Source organism: Streptomyces sp. NPDC006332, assembly GCF_040612855.1.
GTDB lineage: Bacteria > Actinomycetota > Actinomycetes > Streptomycetales > Streptomycetaceae > Streptomyces.
This window is the reverse complement of sequence record NZ_JBEXRA010000001.1, coordinates 518,873-536,977: the sequence shown is the minus strand read 5'-3', so window position 1 is coordinate 536,977 and position 18,105 is coordinate 518,873. Positions and strand designations below refer to the sequence as shown.

The 18,105-nt window shown below is 71.0% G+C and carries 15 protein-coding genes; 4 read left to right on the top strand and 11 right to left on the bottom strand.

Translation table 11 applies throughout. The annotated features are described in order from the left end of the window. Window positions 1-149: 149 nt before the first annotated feature. The 6 genes from ABZ027_RS02200 to ABZ027_RS02175 form a co-directional block, all read right to left on the bottom strand. The gene (locus ABZ027_RS02200; protein WP_356763409.1) at window positions 150-1,412 is read right to left on the bottom strand and encodes a cytochrome P450; all 1,263 of its coding nucleotides are present in this window, start codon (window positions 1,410-1,412) and stop codon (window positions 150-152) included. Next, entirely contained in the window at window positions 1,409-2,026 is a 618-nt protein-coding gene (locus tag ABZ027_RS02195; RefSeq protein ID WP_356763407.1) for an ATP/GTP-binding protein, read from the bottom strand. The genes ABZ027_RS02200 and ABZ027_RS02195 overlap by 4 nt, the downstream gene beginning before the upstream one ends. After that, window positions 2,007-2,363 (bottom strand): DUF742 domain-containing protein, encoded by a 357-nt coding sequence (locus ABZ027_RS02190; protein WP_356763405.1) that lies wholly within the window; start codon window positions 2,361-2,363, stop codon window positions 2,007-2,009. The genes ABZ027_RS02195 and ABZ027_RS02190 overlap by 20 nt, the downstream gene beginning before the upstream one ends. Continuing rightward, window positions 2,360-2,779 carry a roadblock/LC7 domain-containing protein gene (locus tag ABZ027_RS02185; protein ID WP_356763403.1) on the bottom strand — a complete coding sequence of 140 codons (420 nt, stop codon included), beginning with the start codon at window positions 2,777-2,779 and terminating at the stop codon, window positions 2,360-2,362. Before ABZ027_RS02185 ends, ABZ027_RS02190 begins: the two co-directional genes overlap by 4 nt. 125 nt (window positions 2,780-2,904) lie before the next feature. Further along, window positions 2,905-4,743: an ATP-binding protein gene (locus tag ABZ027_RS02180; RefSeq protein WP_356763401.1), complete on the bottom strand. Its 1,839-nt coding sequence runs from the start codon at window positions 4,741-4,743 to the stop codon at window positions 2,905-2,907. Window positions 4,744-5,279: 536 nt separating this feature from the next. Beyond that, window positions 5,280-6,359 (bottom strand): rhamnogalacturonan acetylesterase, encoded by a 1,080-nt coding sequence (locus ABZ027_RS02175; RefSeq protein ID WP_356763399.1) that lies wholly within the window; start codon window positions 6,357-6,359, stop codon window positions 5,280-5,282. Window positions 6,360-6,561: 202 nt separating this feature from the next. On the opposite strand from ABZ027_RS02175, the gene ABZ027_RS02170 reads away from it, so the two are divergent. After that, a complete protein-coding gene (locus ABZ027_RS02170) occupies window positions 6,562-8,250 on the top strand; it encodes a rhamnogalacturonan lyase B N-terminal domain-containing protein (RefSeq protein WP_356763397.1) in 1,689 nt (562 codons plus the stop codon). A 15-nt stretch (window positions 8,251-8,265) separates the two neighbouring features. Here ABZ027_RS02170 and ABZ027_RS02165 read toward each other — a convergent pair whose 3' ends face one another. After that, complete coding sequence (locus ABZ027_RS02165) at window positions 8,266-9,678, bottom strand: RICIN domain-containing protein (protein ID WP_356763395.1); 1,413 nt, start codon at window positions 9,676-9,678, stop codon at window positions 8,266-8,268. A 1-nt stretch (window position 9,679) separates the two neighbouring features. Next, window positions 9,680-10,825: a glycoside hydrolase family 43 protein gene (locus ABZ027_RS02160; RefSeq protein WP_356763393.1), complete on the bottom strand. Its 1,146-nt coding sequence runs from the start codon at window positions 10,823-10,825 to the stop codon at window positions 9,680-9,682. Window positions 10,826-11,040: 215 nt separating this feature from the next. On the opposite strand from ABZ027_RS02160, the gene ABZ027_RS02155 reads away from it, so the two are divergent. After that, window positions 11,041-13,218, top strand: a complete 2,178-nt coding sequence (locus ABZ027_RS02155; protein WP_356763391.1) for an autotransporter — start codon at window positions 11,041-11,043, stop codon at window positions 13,216-13,218. A 72-nt stretch (window positions 13,219-13,290) separates the two neighbouring features. Here ABZ027_RS02155 and ABZ027_RS02150 read toward each other — a convergent pair whose 3' ends face one another. From ABZ027_RS02150 to ABZ027_RS02140, 3 genes are read right to left on the bottom strand one after another with little or no spacing between them, the layout of a single operon-like run. Then, window positions 13,291-14,022 (bottom strand): phosphotransferase, encoded by a 732-nt coding sequence (locus tag ABZ027_RS02150; RefSeq protein ID WP_356763389.1) that lies wholly within the window; start codon window positions 14,020-14,022, stop codon window positions 13,291-13,293. Beyond that, on the bottom strand, window positions 13,905-14,432 hold the full coding sequence (locus tag ABZ027_RS02145; protein ID WP_356763387.1) for a hypothetical protein: 528 nt from the start codon (window positions 14,430-14,432) through the stop codon (window positions 13,905-13,907). Before ABZ027_RS02145 ends, ABZ027_RS02150 begins: the two co-directional genes overlap by 118 nt. A gap of 9 nt (window positions 14,433-14,441) precedes the next feature. Continuing rightward, a complete protein-coding gene (locus tag ABZ027_RS02140) occupies window positions 14,442-15,830 on the bottom strand; it encodes an amino acid permease (protein WP_356763385.1) in 1,389 nt (462 codons plus the stop codon). Window positions 15,831-15,958: 128 nt separating this feature from the next. Between ABZ027_RS02140 and mmuM the strand changes: the two genes are divergently transcribed. Together mmuM and ABZ027_RS02130 are read left to right on the top strand one after the other, a co-directional pair. Then, entirely contained in the window at window positions 15,959-16,885 is a 927-nt protein-coding gene (mmuM, locus tag ABZ027_RS02135; protein ID WP_356763383.1) for a homocysteine S-methyltransferase, read from the top strand. A gap of 146 nt (window positions 16,886-17,031) precedes the next feature. After that, a complete protein-coding gene (locus ABZ027_RS02130; protein ID WP_356763381.1) occupies window positions 17,032-18,090 on the top strand; it encodes a LacI family DNA-binding transcriptional regulator in 1,059 nt (352 codons plus the stop codon). The last annotated feature ends 15 nt before the right edge of the window (window positions 18,091-18,105 follow it).

Genomic DNA, 18,105 nt, shown 5'->3' with positions numbered 1-18,105 from the left:
GGGCGGGTGGCGCCAGGCCCCGTCCACAGGCCCGCACCGCGTTCCGCGAGTGCCGCGTCTCATCCTCTGCCCTTCGCAGTCCGTCGTCGTCTTCCCACGGATCTGCGTTCCGGCGAGCGGACCCGGCGCGCCCTCGCCCATACGGAGTACTACTGCACCACCGGCGTGAACCGCACCGGCAGCGCGGTCAGTCCGCGCATCCAGACGGACGGGCGCCAGGCCAGCTCCTGCGGCTCCACCGCGAGGACCAGGTCGGGCAGCCGCTCCAGCAGGGTCTCGACCGCCGTGCGGGCGATGACATCGGCGAGCAGCGGGGCCGGGTAGGGGCAGCGGTGCTCGCCGTTGCTGAACGACAGGTGCGCGGCGTTCTCCGCACCCACGTGCCCGTCGGGCCAGATCTGCGGGTCGGTGTTGGCCGCGGCGAGCCCCAGCACGAGGCAGTCGCCCGCCCTGATCTGCCGTCCGCCGAGCTGGGTGTCGCGCACCGCCCAGCGGCCGATGAAGTTCTGCGTCGGCGTGTCCAGCCACAGCACCTCGTTCAGCGCCTCGCCCACGCTGAGCCGCCCGCCCGAGACGTTCAGCGCGAAACGCTCGTCGGTGAGCAGCAGCCGGAGCGTGTTGCAGATCCAGTTGGCCGTCGGCTGCTGTGCCGCGGCGATGACGGAGATCAGGTCCTGGATGACCTCCTCGTCGGTCAGCCCGGCCGGATGCCGCAGCATCCGCGAGGTGACGTCCGGTCCGGGTTTCTCCCGTTTCTCCTTCACCAGTCGCTGGATCCGCTCCCCCACCCTCCCGTACGCGGCCACCGGGTCGTCGCCCTCCGCCGCGTCGAGGGAGATCCGCAGGTCGTCCACGAGTTGTTGGGTGTCCGTACCGCTGTGCGGCATCCCGCACATCTGGACAGCGGCCCGCATCGCCAGGGCGTGCGCGTACGCGCTCATCAGTTCCGCCTGGCCGCTGCCCGCGAACGAGGTGATGAGCCGGTCGGCGATCTGCTGGCACTCCCGGCCCAGTTCGAACTGGTCGACGCCCTCCAGCGCCTCGGTGATCACCCCGGCCCGCCGCTGGTGCTCGGCGCCCTCGGCGAACAGCACCGACGGCTGGTATCCGACGAAAGGCATCAACGGCCAGTCCGGGGGGATGTTCTCCCACTGGTTCCACCGCCGCGAGTCCCGCGCGAACAGCTCGTCGTGGGCCGTCACATAGCTGACCTCGGAGTAGCCGAGGACGAGCCAGGCTGGGATGTCCCCGTCGAGCAGCACGGGCGACACCGCGCCGTGCTCCCTGCGCAGGGTGCGGTACAGCTGCGACGGTGTCTGCTGGTATTCCAGGCCGCCCAGCCGCACCGCGCCCGCGTGGGCCGGGCAGCCGGGTGCGGCCGCGTCCGGCCAGGACGCTCCGGTATCGGTCACGGTGTCATCTCCCGGGTCATGGCCAGTTCGTGGAGGTGGTTCACGAGGGTGATCAGAACGTCCTTGCCGGAGGATCTGACCCGCGCGTCGCAGTCGATCAGCGGTACGTGTCCGGGCAGGGCGAGGGCCTGGCGGATCTCCTCCAGGGAGTACCGGGAGGGGTCGTCGTCGAAGCGGTTGACGGCCACCACGAACGGCGTGCGGTGGTGTTCCAGCCGGTCGATCGCGTACCAGGAATCGTCCATCCGGCGCGTGTCGACCAGGACGACCGCACCGAGGGTGCCGGAGAAGAGCCGGTCCCACAGGAACCAGAAGCGCTCCTGCCCCGGCGCGCCGAAGAGGTAGAGGACCATGCGCTCGGTGAGGCTGATCCGCCCGAAGTCGAAGGCGACCGTGGTGGTGGTCTTCGTCGCGACCGCTTTCGTCTCGTCGACGCCGACACCGGCGTCGGTCATCACCTCTTCGGTGTTGAGCGGGCGGATGTCGCTGACCGAGCGGACCAGGGTCGTCTTGCCCACTCCGAACCCGCCCACGATGACGATCTTCAGTCCGGTTTCGGCGGCGTCGGCCAGGGGCGTCGGGCGGGACGGACGCTCAGAGATGGCGGAGCCCATGGAGCACCTCCTGGAGCAGTGCGGAGTCGGGGAGGGATGCGACGGACTGGGCCGCGCGCGGGTGGCGGGCGGTGATGTCGCCCGTGGCGAGGAGGTCGCCGAGCAGGATGCGGACCACCGTGATCGGCAGCTTCATCTCCGCGGCGATCTCCACGACGGCTGTCGGGTGCCGGCACAGGTCGAGGATCCGGGCGTGCTCCGACTGCATCCCGGGGGAAGGTTCGCACTCACTGACCACGAGGGTGACCAGATCGAACGGGTCGTCGGCACGGCTGCGTCCGCCCGTGACGGTGTAGAGCCGGTCGGGATCACCGATGTCCACGGGCCTGCGCATCACGACGTGGCGCCCGCCTGAGGCGCCGGGCGGGGCTCGGCCCGCAGGTGCTCGCCGATCTGCTCGACCAGTTCGGTCATCTGGTGGCCCACCACCCCGGGGTCGGCGTTCTCCTCGGCGACGACCGCCAGATGCGCCCCTTGGCCGGCCTCGACGATGAAGAGCAGGCCGCCGTGGAACTCCGTCATGGAGTGGCGGACACCGCCGGTTCCGTCACCGAACTCCACGGACGCGCCGTGGGCGAGGGCCTGTATTCCCGAGCAGAGCGCCGCCAGCTGGTCGGCCTGGTCCAGCGTCAGGTGTTCGCTCCAGCACAGCTTCAGGCCGTCCCGGGACAGCACCAGGGCGTGTCGCGTGCCGGGGGTGCGCTCCAGAAGGCTGTTGAGGAGCCAGGTGAGGCTGTTGTCTGTGGTCTGCATGGTGGGTGTTGGGACGGTAAGGCCCGGCTGTCGGGTTACCGGCCCGTTCCTCCGATCCTCAGGGAGTCGAGCGGGGGGCGTGGGCGCGCCGGGGCCCCGAGCGCCCTACGGGAGAGGCATGGGGCCTACGGGCCGGTCGGCGGCTCGGGTGCGTGGTCGGTGTCGGTGTCGGGAAGGGCCCACGACCCGGTGTCGGACTGGCGTCCGCGGTGGAAGGCGCCGAAGAGTGAACCCGCGTCGCGCCTCGCCGTCCCTCGCTGAGGCAGCGTCGGGTCCGCCTGCCCGGGGTCCCCCTGTGTCTTGTCCGGTGCGACGGCGTCGGCCGTCGCCCTGCGCCGCTGCCGTTCGCCCTGGGCCTCGGCCATGGTCCGGCCGGGGGCGCGCACGGGCAGACCGTTCGGGGTGGAGTCCGCGGGACGAGGGTGTGTCCCCTGCTCGGGGGCTTCCGCCCCGGCAGCCGGCCGTGCGGCTGCGACCGAGGGTGCGGCGGACGCGGGCCGGGCGGTGTCTGCCGGCTCAGGCTGAACGGTGCCGGCGGGCTCGGGCTCGGCCGTGCGCGCGGGCGCGGGCGCCGTGGCCGTGGCGGGGCGGGGGGCCGTCTGCCGCGGCGCGGCGTCGTGCTGCTGGGCGAGCAGTTGCGGGGGGAGGAGTACGACGACGCCGGTTCCGCCGCGTGACGACGGCCGGTAGTTGACGCTGATGCCGTACTTGACGGCCAGCCTCCCGACCACGGCCAGGCCGAGCCGCGTGCCCTGCAGCGAGGCGAGGTCCGTCATCCGCCCGGCCACCGACTCCTCGGCACGCCGCAGCGCCGCGTCGGACATCTTCAGGCCGCTGTCCTCGATCGTGACGACGATTCCCGCGCTGCGCTCCTCGAGGTACACATGGACCTCGTCGATCGGCGGCGAGAAGTTGGCGGCGTTGTCCACCAGTTCGGCGATCAGATGCATGGCGCCTTCGGCGGCGTACCCGGATATCGCGGCGTTCGTCGAGCAGTGCAGCCGTACCCGACGGTACGCGGCGATCCGGCCGACCGCGCCGCGCAGGATGCTCTCCATCACGATCGGCTTGTTCCACGCGCGGCTGGAACGGCCGCCCATGAGCAGCGCGAGCCGGTCGGTCATCAGGCCCAGCTGCGAGGTGCTGTGATCCAGTTTCAGCAGGTCTCCGAAGACCTCTTCGCCGTGCCGCTCCTGCATCTCGCGCAGGTCGGCGAGCATGCTGACGGCCTTGGCCTGCACCCGGCTCAAGGCCTTCGCCGAGGCGGCCTGCGCGGCGGCTGCCCGCCGTTCGCTGTGGGCGAGTTCGCGAATGAACGATTCGGCGGGGCCGCGGAGCAGCGGGGCCTGCGGCCAGTCGAGTTCAGCGAGGACGGTGTCGGCGGAGCCGCCTTCCCGGAGGCGGGTGATCGCGGCGGGCAGGGTCTCCTTCGTCAGCCGTTCCGACTCAGCGACGACCTGCGCCAGTTCCTGCCGGGCCTGACGCCGTTCGTTGTCCAGCGCGACGGCGCTCTTCACGTCCGACTCGACCACGGAGGCGAAGGCATGCACGATCTTCCGCAGCTGTGGATCGGACGGCTGCGTCACGTTCGTCAGCGCCTCGTTCGTGCTCGCTCCCTCCCGCAGCCGCTCCGCGACCGCGGGCAGGGTCACGTTCATCAGATGCGCGAACGCGGCCACCTGCTGCGCCAACTGGCTTCGCAGCACGTCGACTTCGGCTGTCTGAGCGGCAGCGGACCGGCGGGAACCACGGAGCAGCGAGGTACTGACGACAACGGTGGCCGCCACGCACAACCAGGCCCCCAGAGCCACGGTCACCGTCCAGGTGCGGGCGTTCGCGGGCGCGGCCGCGACCGCCGCCCCCGCCGCCGCGGCGCTCACCACCAGCGCCGCCAGGGGCGCGACCGGCGAGGCGTCGGACGCCTTTGCTGACCTGTGGTGGCTGAGCGGTGACGGCACTGACATGCAGCAGTCCTCGGTCCTTTGCGGCAGGAAAACGAAAGCGCCCGGACAGCGACGGCTCCGGGCAGCAGGAGATCACCCGGGGGGAAGGCGATCGTCCGGTAGCTAGGGCTTCATGCTAGTCATCCGTCCGCGTTTCGAGATCTGGCCGTCCACTGAGTCTGCTCGGGACACAACTTCGTCGTGAACCCACCGCCCTGACGACACGATGACGCACGATGTGGTAGCGCCCGCAAACGGTCCTTCCATGCCCCTGATCGCTGCGAATGCCTGCCGGTACGTCCTTGCAACACATCAATGGGTAGTGGAATTCGGCCGTTTCTCCGTGTCGGCAACGGCAGAGGGATCGATTCCGGCCAACTTCGGGACAGTACGCCCGGTGGGACGCGGGACGACAGTACCGCAAAGGGAGTTGACGCTGTCGGCCCGGGGGGCGGGTCTGTGCGGCGCGAGCGCGGGTTGGTGTGTCCGGAAAGGGGTGGCTCGTGCCGGGGGTCGGACCTGGGGCGCCCCGGTTCCGGTCGGGGCGCCCCAGGCGCTCATCCCACCCGTATCAGGCGCTTCGGCACCAGGTGCCGCGCGACGAGTGCGTCGCGGACCAGGCCCGCGTAGACCGTGGCGCCCTGGGTGGAGGTGTGCGTGTTGTCCCGTTTCTCGTTGTAGAGGTACAGCGCCTTGGAGCCCTCGACGCCCAGCGACTCCACGACCGCCTTCGTCTTCGCCGTCAGGTCGATCAGCGGCACGTCCTCGGCGGCGGCGACCGAGCGGACCACCTCGGGATGGTTCACGCCGAGGCCGTTGACCAGCAGGGCGGTGTCGTTGTTCAGCGTGCCGTCGGCGTTGAACCAGCGTCGCACGATCGGGGTGACGAGGACGGGCGTGCCGCCCTTCTCCCTTACTCCCGCGACCAGCGTCTCCAGGTTCGCCCGGTAGGTCGCCTCGTCGGTGGTCTTGTCGTTGTGGGCGAGCTGGACGAGGACCAGGTCACCGCGCCGGATGTGCGGTTGGACGGTGGCCCACAACTGGGGGTTCCCCAGATACGTCACCGTACTCTCCCCGGAATCCGCGTAGTTGGCGACGGACAGGCCCTTGCGGAAGTACTGCGGCAGTTGCTGACCCCAGCCGGTGTAGGGCTCCGCGGGCTGGTCGCACACGGTGGAGTCACCGACCAGGAAGATCTGCCGGGTGACGGGGGTCCGCCCGCGCGAGCCCGGTCGAGTGTGACCGGGGGCCGGGGTGACGCGGATACCGGCGAGGGCGGGCGCCGGACCGCCGAGCGTGAGGTCGAGACCGGCCGAACCCGCGGGACCGGTCGGCTCACCTTCGGGGGTGCGGACGTCCACGGTGAAGCTGCGGACGGCCCGCTCACCGGCGGGCACCGGGGTCTCGGGCAGCAGCGCGCGCCGGGTCTCACCGCTGACGCTCGTGCTCGACGCGGTGTCGCCACCGAGCAGGACCGTGACGTCGTAGGTCCCGGGCGCGACGTCGAAGTGGCAGGCGTCGGCGGCGCAGTGGTCGACACCCGGGGGACGCCGGCCGTCGTGCGCCTGGGCCGGTGCGGCGGTCAGGCCGGCGCTCAGGGTCAGCGCCGCCAGTACGGCGAGGTTGAAACGTCTCATACGGCTCCTCCGACAGTCCCGCGACGGGGCGACAAGGTCTGGCGGCTGGACCGTACCGCTACGGGCAAGCGCTTTCTAGAGCTTGCCCGACTTTCCCAAGATTGCCAACTCCCGGCAGGCGAAAGCCCTTTCGCGAAATCGATTCAACTGTCACCCTGGCCCATCATCCGCACCCCCACCCTCCTGAAGGAGGCACCCCCACATGTCCGGATCCGCGAACAGACCGGTCCGACGCCGCGCCTTCGTGCTCGGCACCCTCGGCGGCACCGTCGCCGCCGGATCGGCCGCCCTCGCCGGGCCGCTCGCCACGAGCGCGTCCGCCGCGGCCTTCGGCTACACCGACGACGGCACCCACTACGTCGTCGACACCGGCGCCAGCCTCGTCTTCAAGGTCAGCAAGGCCAACGGCGACCTGACCTCGCTGCTCTACAAGGGCACGGAGTACCAGGGCTACGGCGGCATGAACTCGCACATCGAGTCCGGCCTCGGCGCCTCCACCGTCAGCGTCAAGCAGTCCGGCTCGACGATCCTGATCTCCGTCACGCACGGCACGCTCAAGCACTACTACGCGGCCCGCAGCGGCGAGAACAACATCTATCTGTGGACCAACAAGGCGGACACCTCCGTCTCCGCGACCCGCTACATCGTGCGCGTCAAGAAGGGCCTGTTCCTCAACGACGAGCCCGACTCCTACACGTACACGAACAGCACCATCGAGGCCTCGGACGTCTTCGCGAAGTCCGACGGCCAGACCCGCTCCAAGCACTTCTCCAAGCGGCGGGTGATGGACTACGACTACATCGGCTGGGCCTCCGGCGGGGTCGGCCTGTGGATCGTGCGCAGCAACCACGAGAAGGCCTCCGGCGGTCCGTTCTACCGCTCGCTGCTGCGCCACCAGAGCGCGGACGGCGGCGGTCTGTACGAGATCCTGTACTACGGCCAGAACCAGACCGAGGAGCAGCGTTTCGGCCTCCAGGGTCCGTACGTCATCGCCTTCACGGACGGCGGCGCCCCCTCCTCGTCGCTGTTCCCGGGCACCCTGACCACCCCGTGGGCGGACTCGCTCGGCATCTCCGGGTACGTCGGCGCGAGCGGCCGGGGCCGGGTCGCGGGCGTCGGGATCACCGGACGCGACACGGCGTACGCGTACACCATGTCGCTCGCCAACCCGTCGGCGCAGTACTGGGGTTCGGCGCGTGCCTCGGACGGCTACTTCTCCGTCCCGGGCGTCCTGCCGGGGACGTACACGCTCACCGTGTTCAAGGGCGAACTCGCCGTCCACACCACCTCGGTGACGGTCACGGCGGGCGGCACGACGACCCTCAACTCGATCGCGATCCCGTCCTCCAACGACCCCTCCAAGGCGAGCGCGATCTGGCGGATCAACGACTGGAACGGCACACCGGGCGGCTTCAAGAACGCCGACCTGATGACGTACGCGCACCCCTCCGACGTCCGGGCCGCCGCCTGGACCGGCAACGTGGTCATCGGCGGCGGTAGCGAGACCTCGGCCTTTCCCTGCTACCTCTGGAAGGACGTCAACAGCGGTCTGCTGGTGTACTTCAAGCTCACCGCCGCCCAGGCCGCGGCCGCGCACACCCTGCGGATCGGCGTGACGACGGCCTACGCCAACGGCCGGCCGCAGGTCACCGTCAACGACACCTGGACGTCGGCCATCCCCTCGCCGCCCACCCAGCCGAGCACCCGGTCGCTGACCAACGGGTCCTACCGGGGGAACAACCACACGTTCACCTACAGCGTCCCGGCCAGTGCCTGGCTCACCGACACCGGCCAGTACAACGTGCTGAAGATCAACGTGGTGAGCGGTTCGGGGACGACCGGCTTCCTCAGCGCGGGGACGGCGATCGACGCGATCGACCTGCTGGCCTGACTTTCTGACGACACCTCATGTTCCGCGCGTCCACTGCTGGTTGGTCGCTCCGTTGCACGTGTACGTGATGATGGCTGCGGAGTTGGCGGTGGACGCGCCGTTCACGTCCAGACACTCCCCGGTCGCACGGGACTTGAGGTTCACGTACGAGCCGCTGGTGGTCACCGACCACTGCTGGCCGGTCGCCGAGGCGTCGCAGTTCTCCTGGGTGACCGTGCTCGCGTTCTCCTGCACGCACAGGGAGCTGCCCCGGACCATCAGCTGGTAGTAGCCGCCGCCCACGGACTTGAACCAGTACTTCTGGTTGCCGCCGCCGTTGCAGTCGTACTGCTTGATCTGGGCACCCGGCCACAGCGACTGGCTGGTCACGTCGGCGCACCGGCCGGAGTGCCGGGCGATCAGCGTGTTGTACGTGGCGCTCGTGCCGCTGACGGTGCCCGCGGCCGTGTCGACGGTGACCTCCGGCGACCAGGACATGGACAGGGAGGTGCTGCTCGGGAAGCTCAGCGGCAGCCACACGTACCGGGAGTCGTTGACGATCCCGCCGAAGGAGTTGCCCCAGCGGTCGCCCAGGTAGAGGTACGAGGTGCCCGAACTGCCCTGTACCGGAAGGACGTACGCGGTCTGCGAGCCGTATGCCGTCGAGTCGCCGACGTCGGTCATGGCCGACCAGGGACCCGACAGCGAGGTCGCCGTCGCGTACTGCTGCTGGTTGGGGCTCCAGCCGGTCGCGCCCGAGGTGAGCATGAAGTACACGCCGCCCCGCTTGAACAGCGCCGGTGCCTCCCGGTGGCCGCCCGGCCAGGGGTTGGCCACCAGGCTCGCGATGCCGGTGTAGTCGGCGGTGAGCCGGTAGATCTGCAGGTCGTAGTTCTCGCGGGCCGCCGAGACCATGTATCCGGCGCCGTCGGTGTCCACGAAGACCGTGATGTCACGGGACATGTGCTGGCCGAGCGGGCGGAAGCTGCCCTGCCAGGTGTAGGTGCCGTCGACGGTGCTCGACACGGCTACGGCGGCACGGGCCTCGCTGTAGTCGGTGCCGTTCTCCTTGTGCATCCACATCACGAACTTGCCGGTGGACGCGTTGTACATGACCTTCGGCCGCTCGATGTTGGCGCTCGCCAGCTCCGAGGAGCTCGACTGGGTCAGGACGTGGTTCCTGAACTCCCAGTTCTTCAGGTCGGTGGAGCGGTAGGCGTCCACATACCGGAAGGTGTTGTCGGCGTTGCGGTTCTCGCCGAACCAGTAGTAGTAGGTCCCGACCTTGATGACTCCGCCGCCGTGGGCGTGGACGGGGTTGCCCGAGGTGTCCTTGAACTGCGTGCCGTTGGTCACCGTCTGGGGCGCGGCCTGGGCCGGTCCGGCGGTGGCGAGGGCGCCGAGCAGCGCCAGGACGAGGGCGAGCAGGGCTGAGCGGACGCGTCTCATCTCACGCACGCTCCTCGGCCGGGCCGGCGGAGGCGGCCGTCGCGGTGTCCGCCACGGGGATGCCGAAGTCCGGGGTGCCGTCGCTCTTCCAGCCCAGCTTCTGGATGCGGGTGTGGCGGTTGGGGTCGTTCAGCGGGTCGCCGACGATCTCCTTGTACTGGCGCGCGTGGTAGACGAGGACGTCACTGTGCCCGTCCTCGGCGACCGTGAAGCAGTTGTGGCCGGGGCCGTACTGCTTGGTGGTGTCGTTGCTGGTGAAGACCGGCGTGGGCGACTTGGACCAGCTCGCCGGGTTCATCAGGTCGCTGTCGGCGTCGGCGGTCAGCAGGCCCATGCAGTAGTGCCAGTCGGTGGCGCTGGCCGAGTACGACATGAACAGGCGGCCGTTTCGGGCGATGACCGACGGTCCCTCGTTGACCTTGAAGCCGATGGTCTCCCAGTCGTACTCCGGGGTGGAGAGCCGGATCTGAGGGCCCGTCAGGGTCCATGGGTTGGCCATCCGCGACAGGAAGAGTCCGGTGTTGTTGTCCAGGCCGGGCTCGTGCTGGGCCCAGGCGAGGTAGCGGCTGCCGCGGTGGGTGAAGGTGGTGGCGTCGAGGGAGAAGGTCTCCCAGGCCGTCTTGATCTGGCCGCGCTCGGTCCAGGTGCCCTTGAAGGGGTCACGGTGCGCGTTCTCCAGGACCCAGATGCGGATGTCCCACACGCTCTCGGCGGGCGCGGAGGCGAAGTAGATGTACCACTTGCCGCCGATGCGGTGGATCTCCGGCGCCCAGATGTGGGCGCCCATGGGGCCGGTCGCGTGCTTGGTCCAGATGACGGACTCGGCCGCGGTCGCCAGGCCGTTCAGGGTGCGGGAGCGGCGCAGGATGATCCGGTCGTACTCGGGAGCGGTGGCCGTGAAGTAGTAGAAGCCGTCGGCGTGACGGTGGATGTGCGGGTCGGCGCGGTTGCGGACGAGTGGGTTCAAGTAGGGGCCCGCCTTGGGGACTGGGGCGGCGTGGGCGATACCGGGGGCGGCCGCCGCCAGGGCGCCCGCGGCCAGGGCCCCCTTCAGCAGCAGTCTGCGGCTGGGGGCCTCCGGGCCCACGGAGGGATCAGGGGTGCCGGCGGTCTCGGCTGTACCGGGCAGGTCGTGGTCGCGGCTCATGCGGACTGCCTCTCGGGGGTGGGGGGTGCCGGAGAGTGATGTTCGATACGTCGAACATCATTTGTGATGACGAACGCCGAAAAGGTAAGGGTGTGGAAGGAGGAGGTCAACGGGTTGGACGTGAAAGGGGAAATCGCTTTCTGCCGACCTACGGACACCGGAACCCGTTCGTCTGTTTTCTGTTATCGCCCCAGGGCCCGATCCGTCTCCGGTACGTGCGCAGCCATACCCACAGGACCACAGCGGCCGTCGGCGCCCTCGCCGCGGTGGCCATGATCGCCACCGCTCCCCCGGCGGCAGGAGCCGGCACCCGTGACATCACCGCCTACGTGCTCGCAAACCGGGACGTGACGCTCACCGGCGACACGGTCGTCACCGTGCCACCCGGGACCACGACATACGACGGGGTGTTCCGCGGCGAGGGCACACTCACCGTGCGCGGCGGCGGGACCCTGGTCCTCACCCGGGACAGCGACTTCACGCTGCCGCAGGCCCGCCAACGGCAGCGGGTGGCGACACCGGGCGGCAACCACCCCTACGTCACCGTCGCCGCCCCCGACCCACCGGCGATCACCGTCGAACGCGGCGCGACCCTGCAGTACGGCAACGGCGGGACGGCCGGACTGATCGGCCACTTCCCCTACGACACACCGGCGTTCCGGCTCAACCAGGACAACATCAGGGTCGACGGAACCCTGCGGCTGTCCCTGCGCAGCGCCTACAACCTGGGCACCATCAGCGGCTCCGGGCTGATCACCCAGCCCCGGTTCCTGTGGGGCACCTGGGACCTGTCGGGCACCCACGCCTTCTCCGGGGTGATCGACAACGGCACACAGGTGAACGCCGGGCGGCCCGAGTTCGCGACGTCACTGCCGAACGTGCGCAAGGTCCTCAACCAGGGCACCTGGACCGTGGACACGCCGCTCGGCCGGACGGTCACCATGGGCATGGACTTCTACCAGCGCGAGTACGGCAGCGACATCAACGTCCAGTCCCGGCCGGGCAGCAAGGTCGTTCTGACCGGCCAGTACAGCTGGTCGGACCAGGGCGGCGACACCGACCCCTCGTTGAGTGATCCCGCCCTGAACTGGACGCCCGCGCGGAAGAACGTCAACAAGCGCGGCACCAACATCAAGGGCGCGAACGTCCAGTGGGGCGACGGCACCACACACCGGATCTTCATGCCGGGCACCGCCGAGACCGTCTACATCAACCTGTTGGCGGCCCGCTCCCGCTCGAAGCTCACCTTCGACTACGACGGACCGGTGACGCTGGGCGCCCCCATCGGCGGCGGCAGGTTCCACGACACGCTGTCCGCGCCCGGCGCCGGGGACATCGTGATCGCGGGGACCCGCGGGAACGACGTGACCTTCGCGGCACGGCAGTACTACGACGGCTCGACGACCGTGGAGAAGGGCGCGGTACTGCGACTCGGGTCGGCGCAGGGGGACGGTTCGCTGCTGACGGGCACCGAACGGCGCCGGGTGGTGAACGAGGGGACGCTCGTCGTGCACAACGCCCGCACCGCCATCTCCCTGTCCCACGTCGGCGGCGACGGGGCGCTGGTCCAGTCGGGGGCGGCCACCACCACGCTCACCGGGAGCGCGGTGACGTACACCGGGACGACGACGGTCACCAAGGGCACGCTCGCCCTGCGTGAGGGGGCGACCCTCGCGCACAGCGAGGCGATCAGGCTCACCTCGTCCGGAGCGCGCCTGGACACCGGGACGGCGGGGCTGCGGGTGGCGACCACTCTGACCGGCAAGGGCACGGTGAAGGGGACCGTCACCAACGAGGGTGTGGTCGCCGGCCCGATCACCGTCTCGGGCGGCTACACCCAGCGACCCGAGGGCGAACTGGTCCTGCGGGGCGGGCCGTTGAAGGTGACGGGCGCGGTACGGCTGGGCGGGGAGCTGGATCTGTCGGCGGCCGGGGCGGATTCCGGGCGTACGGCTTCGGATTCCGGGCGTACGACCACGGATCCCGCACGGGCGACTTCGGATCCCGCACACACCGCTTCGGGTCCCGCGCGTGAGATCACGGTGCTCGACCATGAGGGGCGGTCGAAAGTCGTGGGGGCGTTTCGTGGGCTGAGAGAGGGGACGAAGGTCAGGCTCGCGGACACGACGTACCGGATCAGCTACCGGGGCGGTGACGGGAACGACGTGGTCCTCAGTCCCGTTGCCGCGACCTCGACGCCGAGCGGCCGCGGATCCGTGTCCTCCGGTGGGGCTCCGGCCGCCGAGCCTCGCACCGCCGGCACCGCGGGCAGCGGCCTGGGCTGGTGGCCGTACCTGATGGCCGTCGGGCTGCTCATCGGCCTGGTGCTGCCCACGACCCTGCGCAGGAGGGGCGGACGACGCGGGGGCGGGCGGCACGCGGCGCACGACTGACAGCTTGCGCGGCGGGGGCGGCACGTCCCCGACGACCGGAAACCCGTCCGGCGTCGCGGACGCCCGCACGCCTCACCGCCCACTCGGCGCCTCCGGGAAGCCCAGCCGTGGCGCGAGTTCACGCGCCTCGCTCGCCCAGCCCGCGAGGAACGCCAACGCCGACCCGCGCTCCCGGTAACGGAGTTCGGCTGACACCGGACGGTCGCCGCCGTAGTCCACCTGAGCCTCCCCCGCGCGGGTCAGCATCAGTCCGGTGAGCCAGTCGTACTTGACGGCGGAGGCGCACACCGCGAGACGTACGAGGTGCTCGTCGCCCTTCCAGCCGCTCTCCCGCAGGCCGTGCAGATAGGCCTCGTAGGCCGCCGCCGCGTACCGGGGCAGGCGGGCGGCCGGGACGAACAGGTCGAAGACCGAGTCGGGGAGGTAGTTGCCGAGGTCCTCACCGAGGGCACCGTCGCCGGCGAACGCCCAGTCGAACAGGGCGCTGCCGGGGCCGTCGGAGCGGACGTTGGCGGGCCACATGTCGAGGTGGCAGAAGGCACGCGGCAGCGACTCCATGATGCGGAGGAACCAGTCACGGTCGTGGTGGAGTCGGACCATGTCGTGGCGCAGCCCGGCCGGGAAGTGCTCCCGGACCAGGGGCTGTTGCCATGCCTCGTCGTCGTCGAGGAGTTCCTGACCCGGCGTCATACCGGCGATGTACTCGCGCAGGAACCTCCGGGACAGCCACGGCCGGTCCGCTGTCTCACCGACGGCGCCCTGCGCGAGGCCGAGGCGACGGAGGTGCTCGATGTGCTGTTCCACCGTCCACCGGGTGCCGGGGCCGCCCCGGGAAGCTCCAGCCACAACGCCACGTCGCCGTCCTGCCGTTCCACACAGGCCAGCAGCCGGGGCGCCCGGATGCCGTACGGCCGCCAGAGCTGGGCGAGCCCCGAGACATGGACGTCGGCCTCGCGCCGCCAGTAGTTCCAGTGCCGGGGCTCGTCCGAGGCGGCCCAGTGGCCGGTGGTGCCCTTGGACCGGGTGAGCACCTTCAGGACGGCCGTGCGCTCCCCGGCGGTGACGGACCAAACCCCGCCGGTGACCCCGTTGTTGGGGTTGTGCGTGAGAGGCGCGAGGAAGACCGGCCCACGGAACGGCCCCAGCACGTCCACGGCTTCGGCGTACGCCGCTGTTCCGGCGGCTTCGGCCTCGACGTCCTCCGTGTCAGACATGACGGGATTTTAGGCGGGAGCGTCCTCGGTCGCCCGGCGTCCCCGCATCCACACGTACACCGGGATCCCCACGAAGAGGAACAGCACGCCCTGGTACACGGCCGCGTAGCCGGCGCCCGCGATCAGCCAGAAGGAGAAGGCGAAGGAGAGGGCCGCGACGGTCAGGTCGCGGGCCAGGCCGGCCGGGCGAACCTGTTCGCGGGTGCCCCTGGCCAGCCAGTACAACTGGGCGGCGGCCGACAGGAGGTACGGCACGCAGCCCGTGAACGTGGTGATCAGGACGAGGACACGGAACGTGGTGTCCGGGCCCGCCGTGTAGTTGAGGGCGATGAGCAGCGTGCCGAGGACCGCGCAGGCCCACACCCCGAAGCCGGGCACCCCGCCCTTGCCGACCTTCGCGAACGGCGCCGGGAAGAGACCGTCGCGGGCGGCGGCGTACGGCATCTGCGCGGCCATCAGGATCCAGCCGTTGAGGCAGCCGGTGATCGAGGCGACGGCGACCAGGGAGATGGCGGTGCCGCCCCAACTGCCGCCGGTGATGGCGTTCACGGCGTCGGCGAACGGGGCGCCGGAGTCGACCAGCTTGTCGTGCGGGACGAGACCGAACACGGCGACGATGCCGAGGATGTAGACGAGGGCGGAGCCCAGCGTGCCGAGGACGCTGGCGCGGCCGACGTTGCGTTCGGGGTCGCGCACCTCGCCCGCGCTGACGGCGGCCGACTCGACACCGAGGAAGCTGTAGAGGAGCAGCGCGGCGGCGGCGGCGAGCGCGCCGGGGACGCTGTCGCCGGTGGGGTTGAACGGGCCGAAGTTGTCGGTGTCGACGAAGAACAGGCCGACGGTGGCGACCAGCAGCAGCGGCACGAACTTCAGGATCGTGGAGACGACCTGGACGGCGCCGACCCAGCGGGTGCCGGCGAAGTTCGCGGCGGCGGGCAGCCACAGCGCGGCGAGCGCGACCAGCGCCTCCATGGCGTGGTTGCCGTGCAGGGGGATCAGGACGTCGACGTAGCCGACGACCGCGACCGCGAGGGCGGCGATGCTGACCCAGCACATCGTCCAGTACGACCATGCCGACAGGAAGCCGGCGAACGGGCCGAAGGCGTCGCGCGGGTACACGTACAGGCCGCCGGTGACCGGGGTGCGCCGGGCCAGCTTGCCGAACAGCAGCGCGAGCAGTACCGCGCCGACCGACAGGATCACGAAGGCGAGCAGGCTGACTCCGCCGTAGGGGGCGACGGTGGCGGGCAGCGCGAAGATGCCGCCGCCGATGATGTTGCCCATCACGAGGGCGGTGGCGGCGCCCAGTCCGAAGGTACGGCGGCGTGGGGCGGCGGCCGGTCCGGTCGGTTCCGGCTCGCTGGTCTCGGTGGCGTCGGTGGTCTTGGGCGCGGTCATGGAGATTCCCGGGGGACGGTGCGGGGAGGGGAGGGCGCGATCGTACCCGGCATTCCACATGCTGGGCGACCTGTTCATCTGTTGGACACAGCAGGCCGGACCGCGGACCCTTCCATTAGCGTCGTGGCATGACCAGCGACGCCCCTTCCTCTCTCTCCGCCGCCCTCGCCTCCGGGACGGTCGTCCTGGACGGCGGCATGTCCAACCAACTGGAGTCCGCCGGGCACGATCTGAGCGACGAGCTCTGGTCGGCGCGGCTCCTCGCCGAGAACCCCGACGCGATCACCGAGGCGCACCTCGGGTACTTCCTGGCGGGCGCGGACGTGGCGATCACCGCGAGCTACCAGGCCACCTTCGAGGGCTTCGCGAAGCGCGGCATCGAGCGTGGGCGGGCGGCCGAACTCATCGGCCTGAGCGTGACGGCGGCGCGCGAGGCGGCGGCCCGGGCGAAGGCGAAGGGCGTGACCCGGCCGCTGTGGGTGGCCGCCTCGGTCGGCCCGTACGGCGCGATGCTCGCCGACGGCTCCGAGTACCGCGGCCGGTACGGGCTGAGCGTCGCCGAACTCGAGGCCTTCCACCGGCCCCGCATGGAGGTGCTGGCCGCCGCCGGCCCCGACGTCCTCGCGCTGGAGACGGTGCCGGACGCCGACGAGGCCGAGGCGCTGCTGCGGGCGGCGCGTGGGCTCGGGGTGCCGGCCTGGCTGTCGTACTCCGTCGCGGGCGGGACCACCCGGGCCGGGCAGCCGCTGGAGGAGGCGTTCGCGGTGGCCGCCGACGCGGACGAGGTGATCGCCGTCGGGGTGAACTGCTGTGCCCCGCAGGACGTGGACCGGGCGGTCGAGATCGCCGCCCGGGTCACCGGCAAACCGGTCGTGGTCTACCCCAACAGCGGCGAGACCTGGGACGCGGAGGCTCGCGCCTGGGCCGGGCGCTCCACCTTCGCCCCCGAGGAGGTCCGGGGCTGGCGGGAGTCGGGCGCCCGGCTGCTCGGCGGTTGCTGCCGGGTGGGCCCGGGGGCGATCACGTCGATCGCGGAGGCGTTGCGAGCCGCGTGAACTCGGGCCCCTCGCCTGACCTGCCCGACGCCCTGCCTCTTCACCCTCCCCGCTGCTAGCCTCCCCTCGGGGAACCGGTTTCCATCCATGTTGCCGCTGTTCCCGAGGGGTGGGCGTACACGGCCCGGCGAGAGGGGCGAGGCAGGATGACGAGGAAGAGCGAGGACGCGGACGGCCGGAGCACCATCCGGGACGTGGCGGCCCGCGCGGGGGTCTCCGCGTCCACCGTGTCGCGGGTGCTGGGCGGGGTGTACCCGGTGAGCGCGACGACCCGCACCCGGGTGATGCGGGCGGTCCGGGACCTGGACTACGTGGCGGACGCGCGCGCCAAGGCGGTGGCGGGCGTCGGCACGCCCACGCTGGCGTTCGTCCTGGAGGACATCACCGGCCCGTCGTTCGCGCTCATGGCGCACGGCGTGGAACGCGAGGCGACCCGGCTCGGGCACCTCTGCCTGGTGTGCAGCACGGAGGGGGACGTCCGGCACGAGCTGGAGTTCGTGGAGATGATGCGCGCCCAGCGGGCCGCCGCCGTGATCCTGGTCGGCGGCGTGGCCGACACCGCCGAGTACCGCGAGCGTACCCGCCGGATGGCCGACTCGCTGGCCTCGGCGGGCTCACGCCTGGTGCTGTGCGGCCGCGGGCCGCTGGGCTCCGGGGCGCCGGTCACGGTCATCGAGTACGACAACGAGGGCGGCGCCTTCGCCCTGGTCGCGCATGTCCTCGCCCAGGGCCACCGGCGGGTGCTGTTCCTCGGCGGCAAGCCCGACCACACCACCGCGCAGGGGCGCGAGCGCGGCTATCTGGCCGCCCACCGCGCCCGCGGCCTGGAGCCCGACCCGGCGCTGCTGCTGCACGGCGACTTCACCCGCGACGCGGGACACCGTCTGATGCGCCGGGCGCTGAAGGAGGGGCTGGACTTCACGGCCGTGGTGGCCGCCACCGACATGGTCGCGGCCGGCGCGCTGACCGCGCTGCACGAGGCGGGCCTGACCGTGCCGGGTGACGTCTCGCTGGCCGGCTACGACGACATCCCGTTCGCCCGGGACCTGCACCCGGCGCTGACCACGGTCCACGTCCCCTACGAGGAACTGGGCCGCCTCGCCGTCCGCACCGCACTGGGGCGCACCGCCGAGACCCCGGACGAACATCTGCTCCTGGGTACGCACGTGGTGGTACGGGACTCGGTGGCGGCAACCGGTTCCTGAACGGTTGCCGGGACG

Bases quoted from the DNA above. Each gene is read 5' to 3' on its own strand.
- ABZ027_RS02195 (WP_356763407.1), bottom strand. From the start codon at position 2,026: ATGGGCTCCGCCATCTCTGAGCGTCCGTCCCGCCCGACGCCCCTGGCC.
- mmuM (WP_356763383.1), top strand. From the start codon at position 15,959: ATGACCAGCGACGCCCCTTCCTCTCTCTCCGCCGCCCTCGCCTCCGGG.
- ABZ027_RS02165 (WP_356763395.1), bottom strand. From the start codon at position 9,678: ATGAGACGCGTCCGCTCAGCCCTGCTCGCCCTCGTCCTGGCGCTGCTC.
- ABZ027_RS02140 (WP_356763385.1), bottom strand. From the start codon at position 15,830: ATGACCGCGCCCAAGACCACCGACGCCACCGAGACCAGCGAGCCGGAA.
- ABZ027_RS02160 (WP_356763393.1), bottom strand. From the start codon at position 10,825: ATGAGCCGCGACCACGACCTGCCCGGTACAGCCGAGACCGCCGGCACC.
- ABZ027_RS02180 (WP_356763401.1), bottom strand. From the start codon at position 4,743: ATGTCAGTGCCGTCACCGCTCAGCCACCACAGGTCAGCAAAGGCGTCC.
- ABZ027_RS02185 (WP_356763403.1), bottom strand. From the start codon at position 2,779: ATGCAGACCACAGACAACAGCCTCACCTGGCTCCTCAACAGCCTTCTG.
- ABZ027_RS02175 (WP_356763399.1), bottom strand. From the start codon at position 6,359: ATGAGACGTTTCAACCTCGCCGTACTGGCGGCGCTGACCCTGAGCGCC.
- ABZ027_RS02145 (WP_356763387.1), bottom strand. From the start codon at position 14,432: ATGTCTGACACGGAGGACGTCGAGGCCGAAGCCGCCGGAACAGCGGCG.
- ABZ027_RS02130 (WP_356763381.1), top strand. From the start codon at position 17,032: ATGACGAGGAAGAGCGAGGACGCGGACGGCCGGAGCACCATCCGGGAC.
- ABZ027_RS02170 (WP_356763397.1), top strand. From the start codon at position 6,562: ATGTCCGGATCCGCGAACAGACCGGTCCGACGCCGCGCCTTCGTGCTC.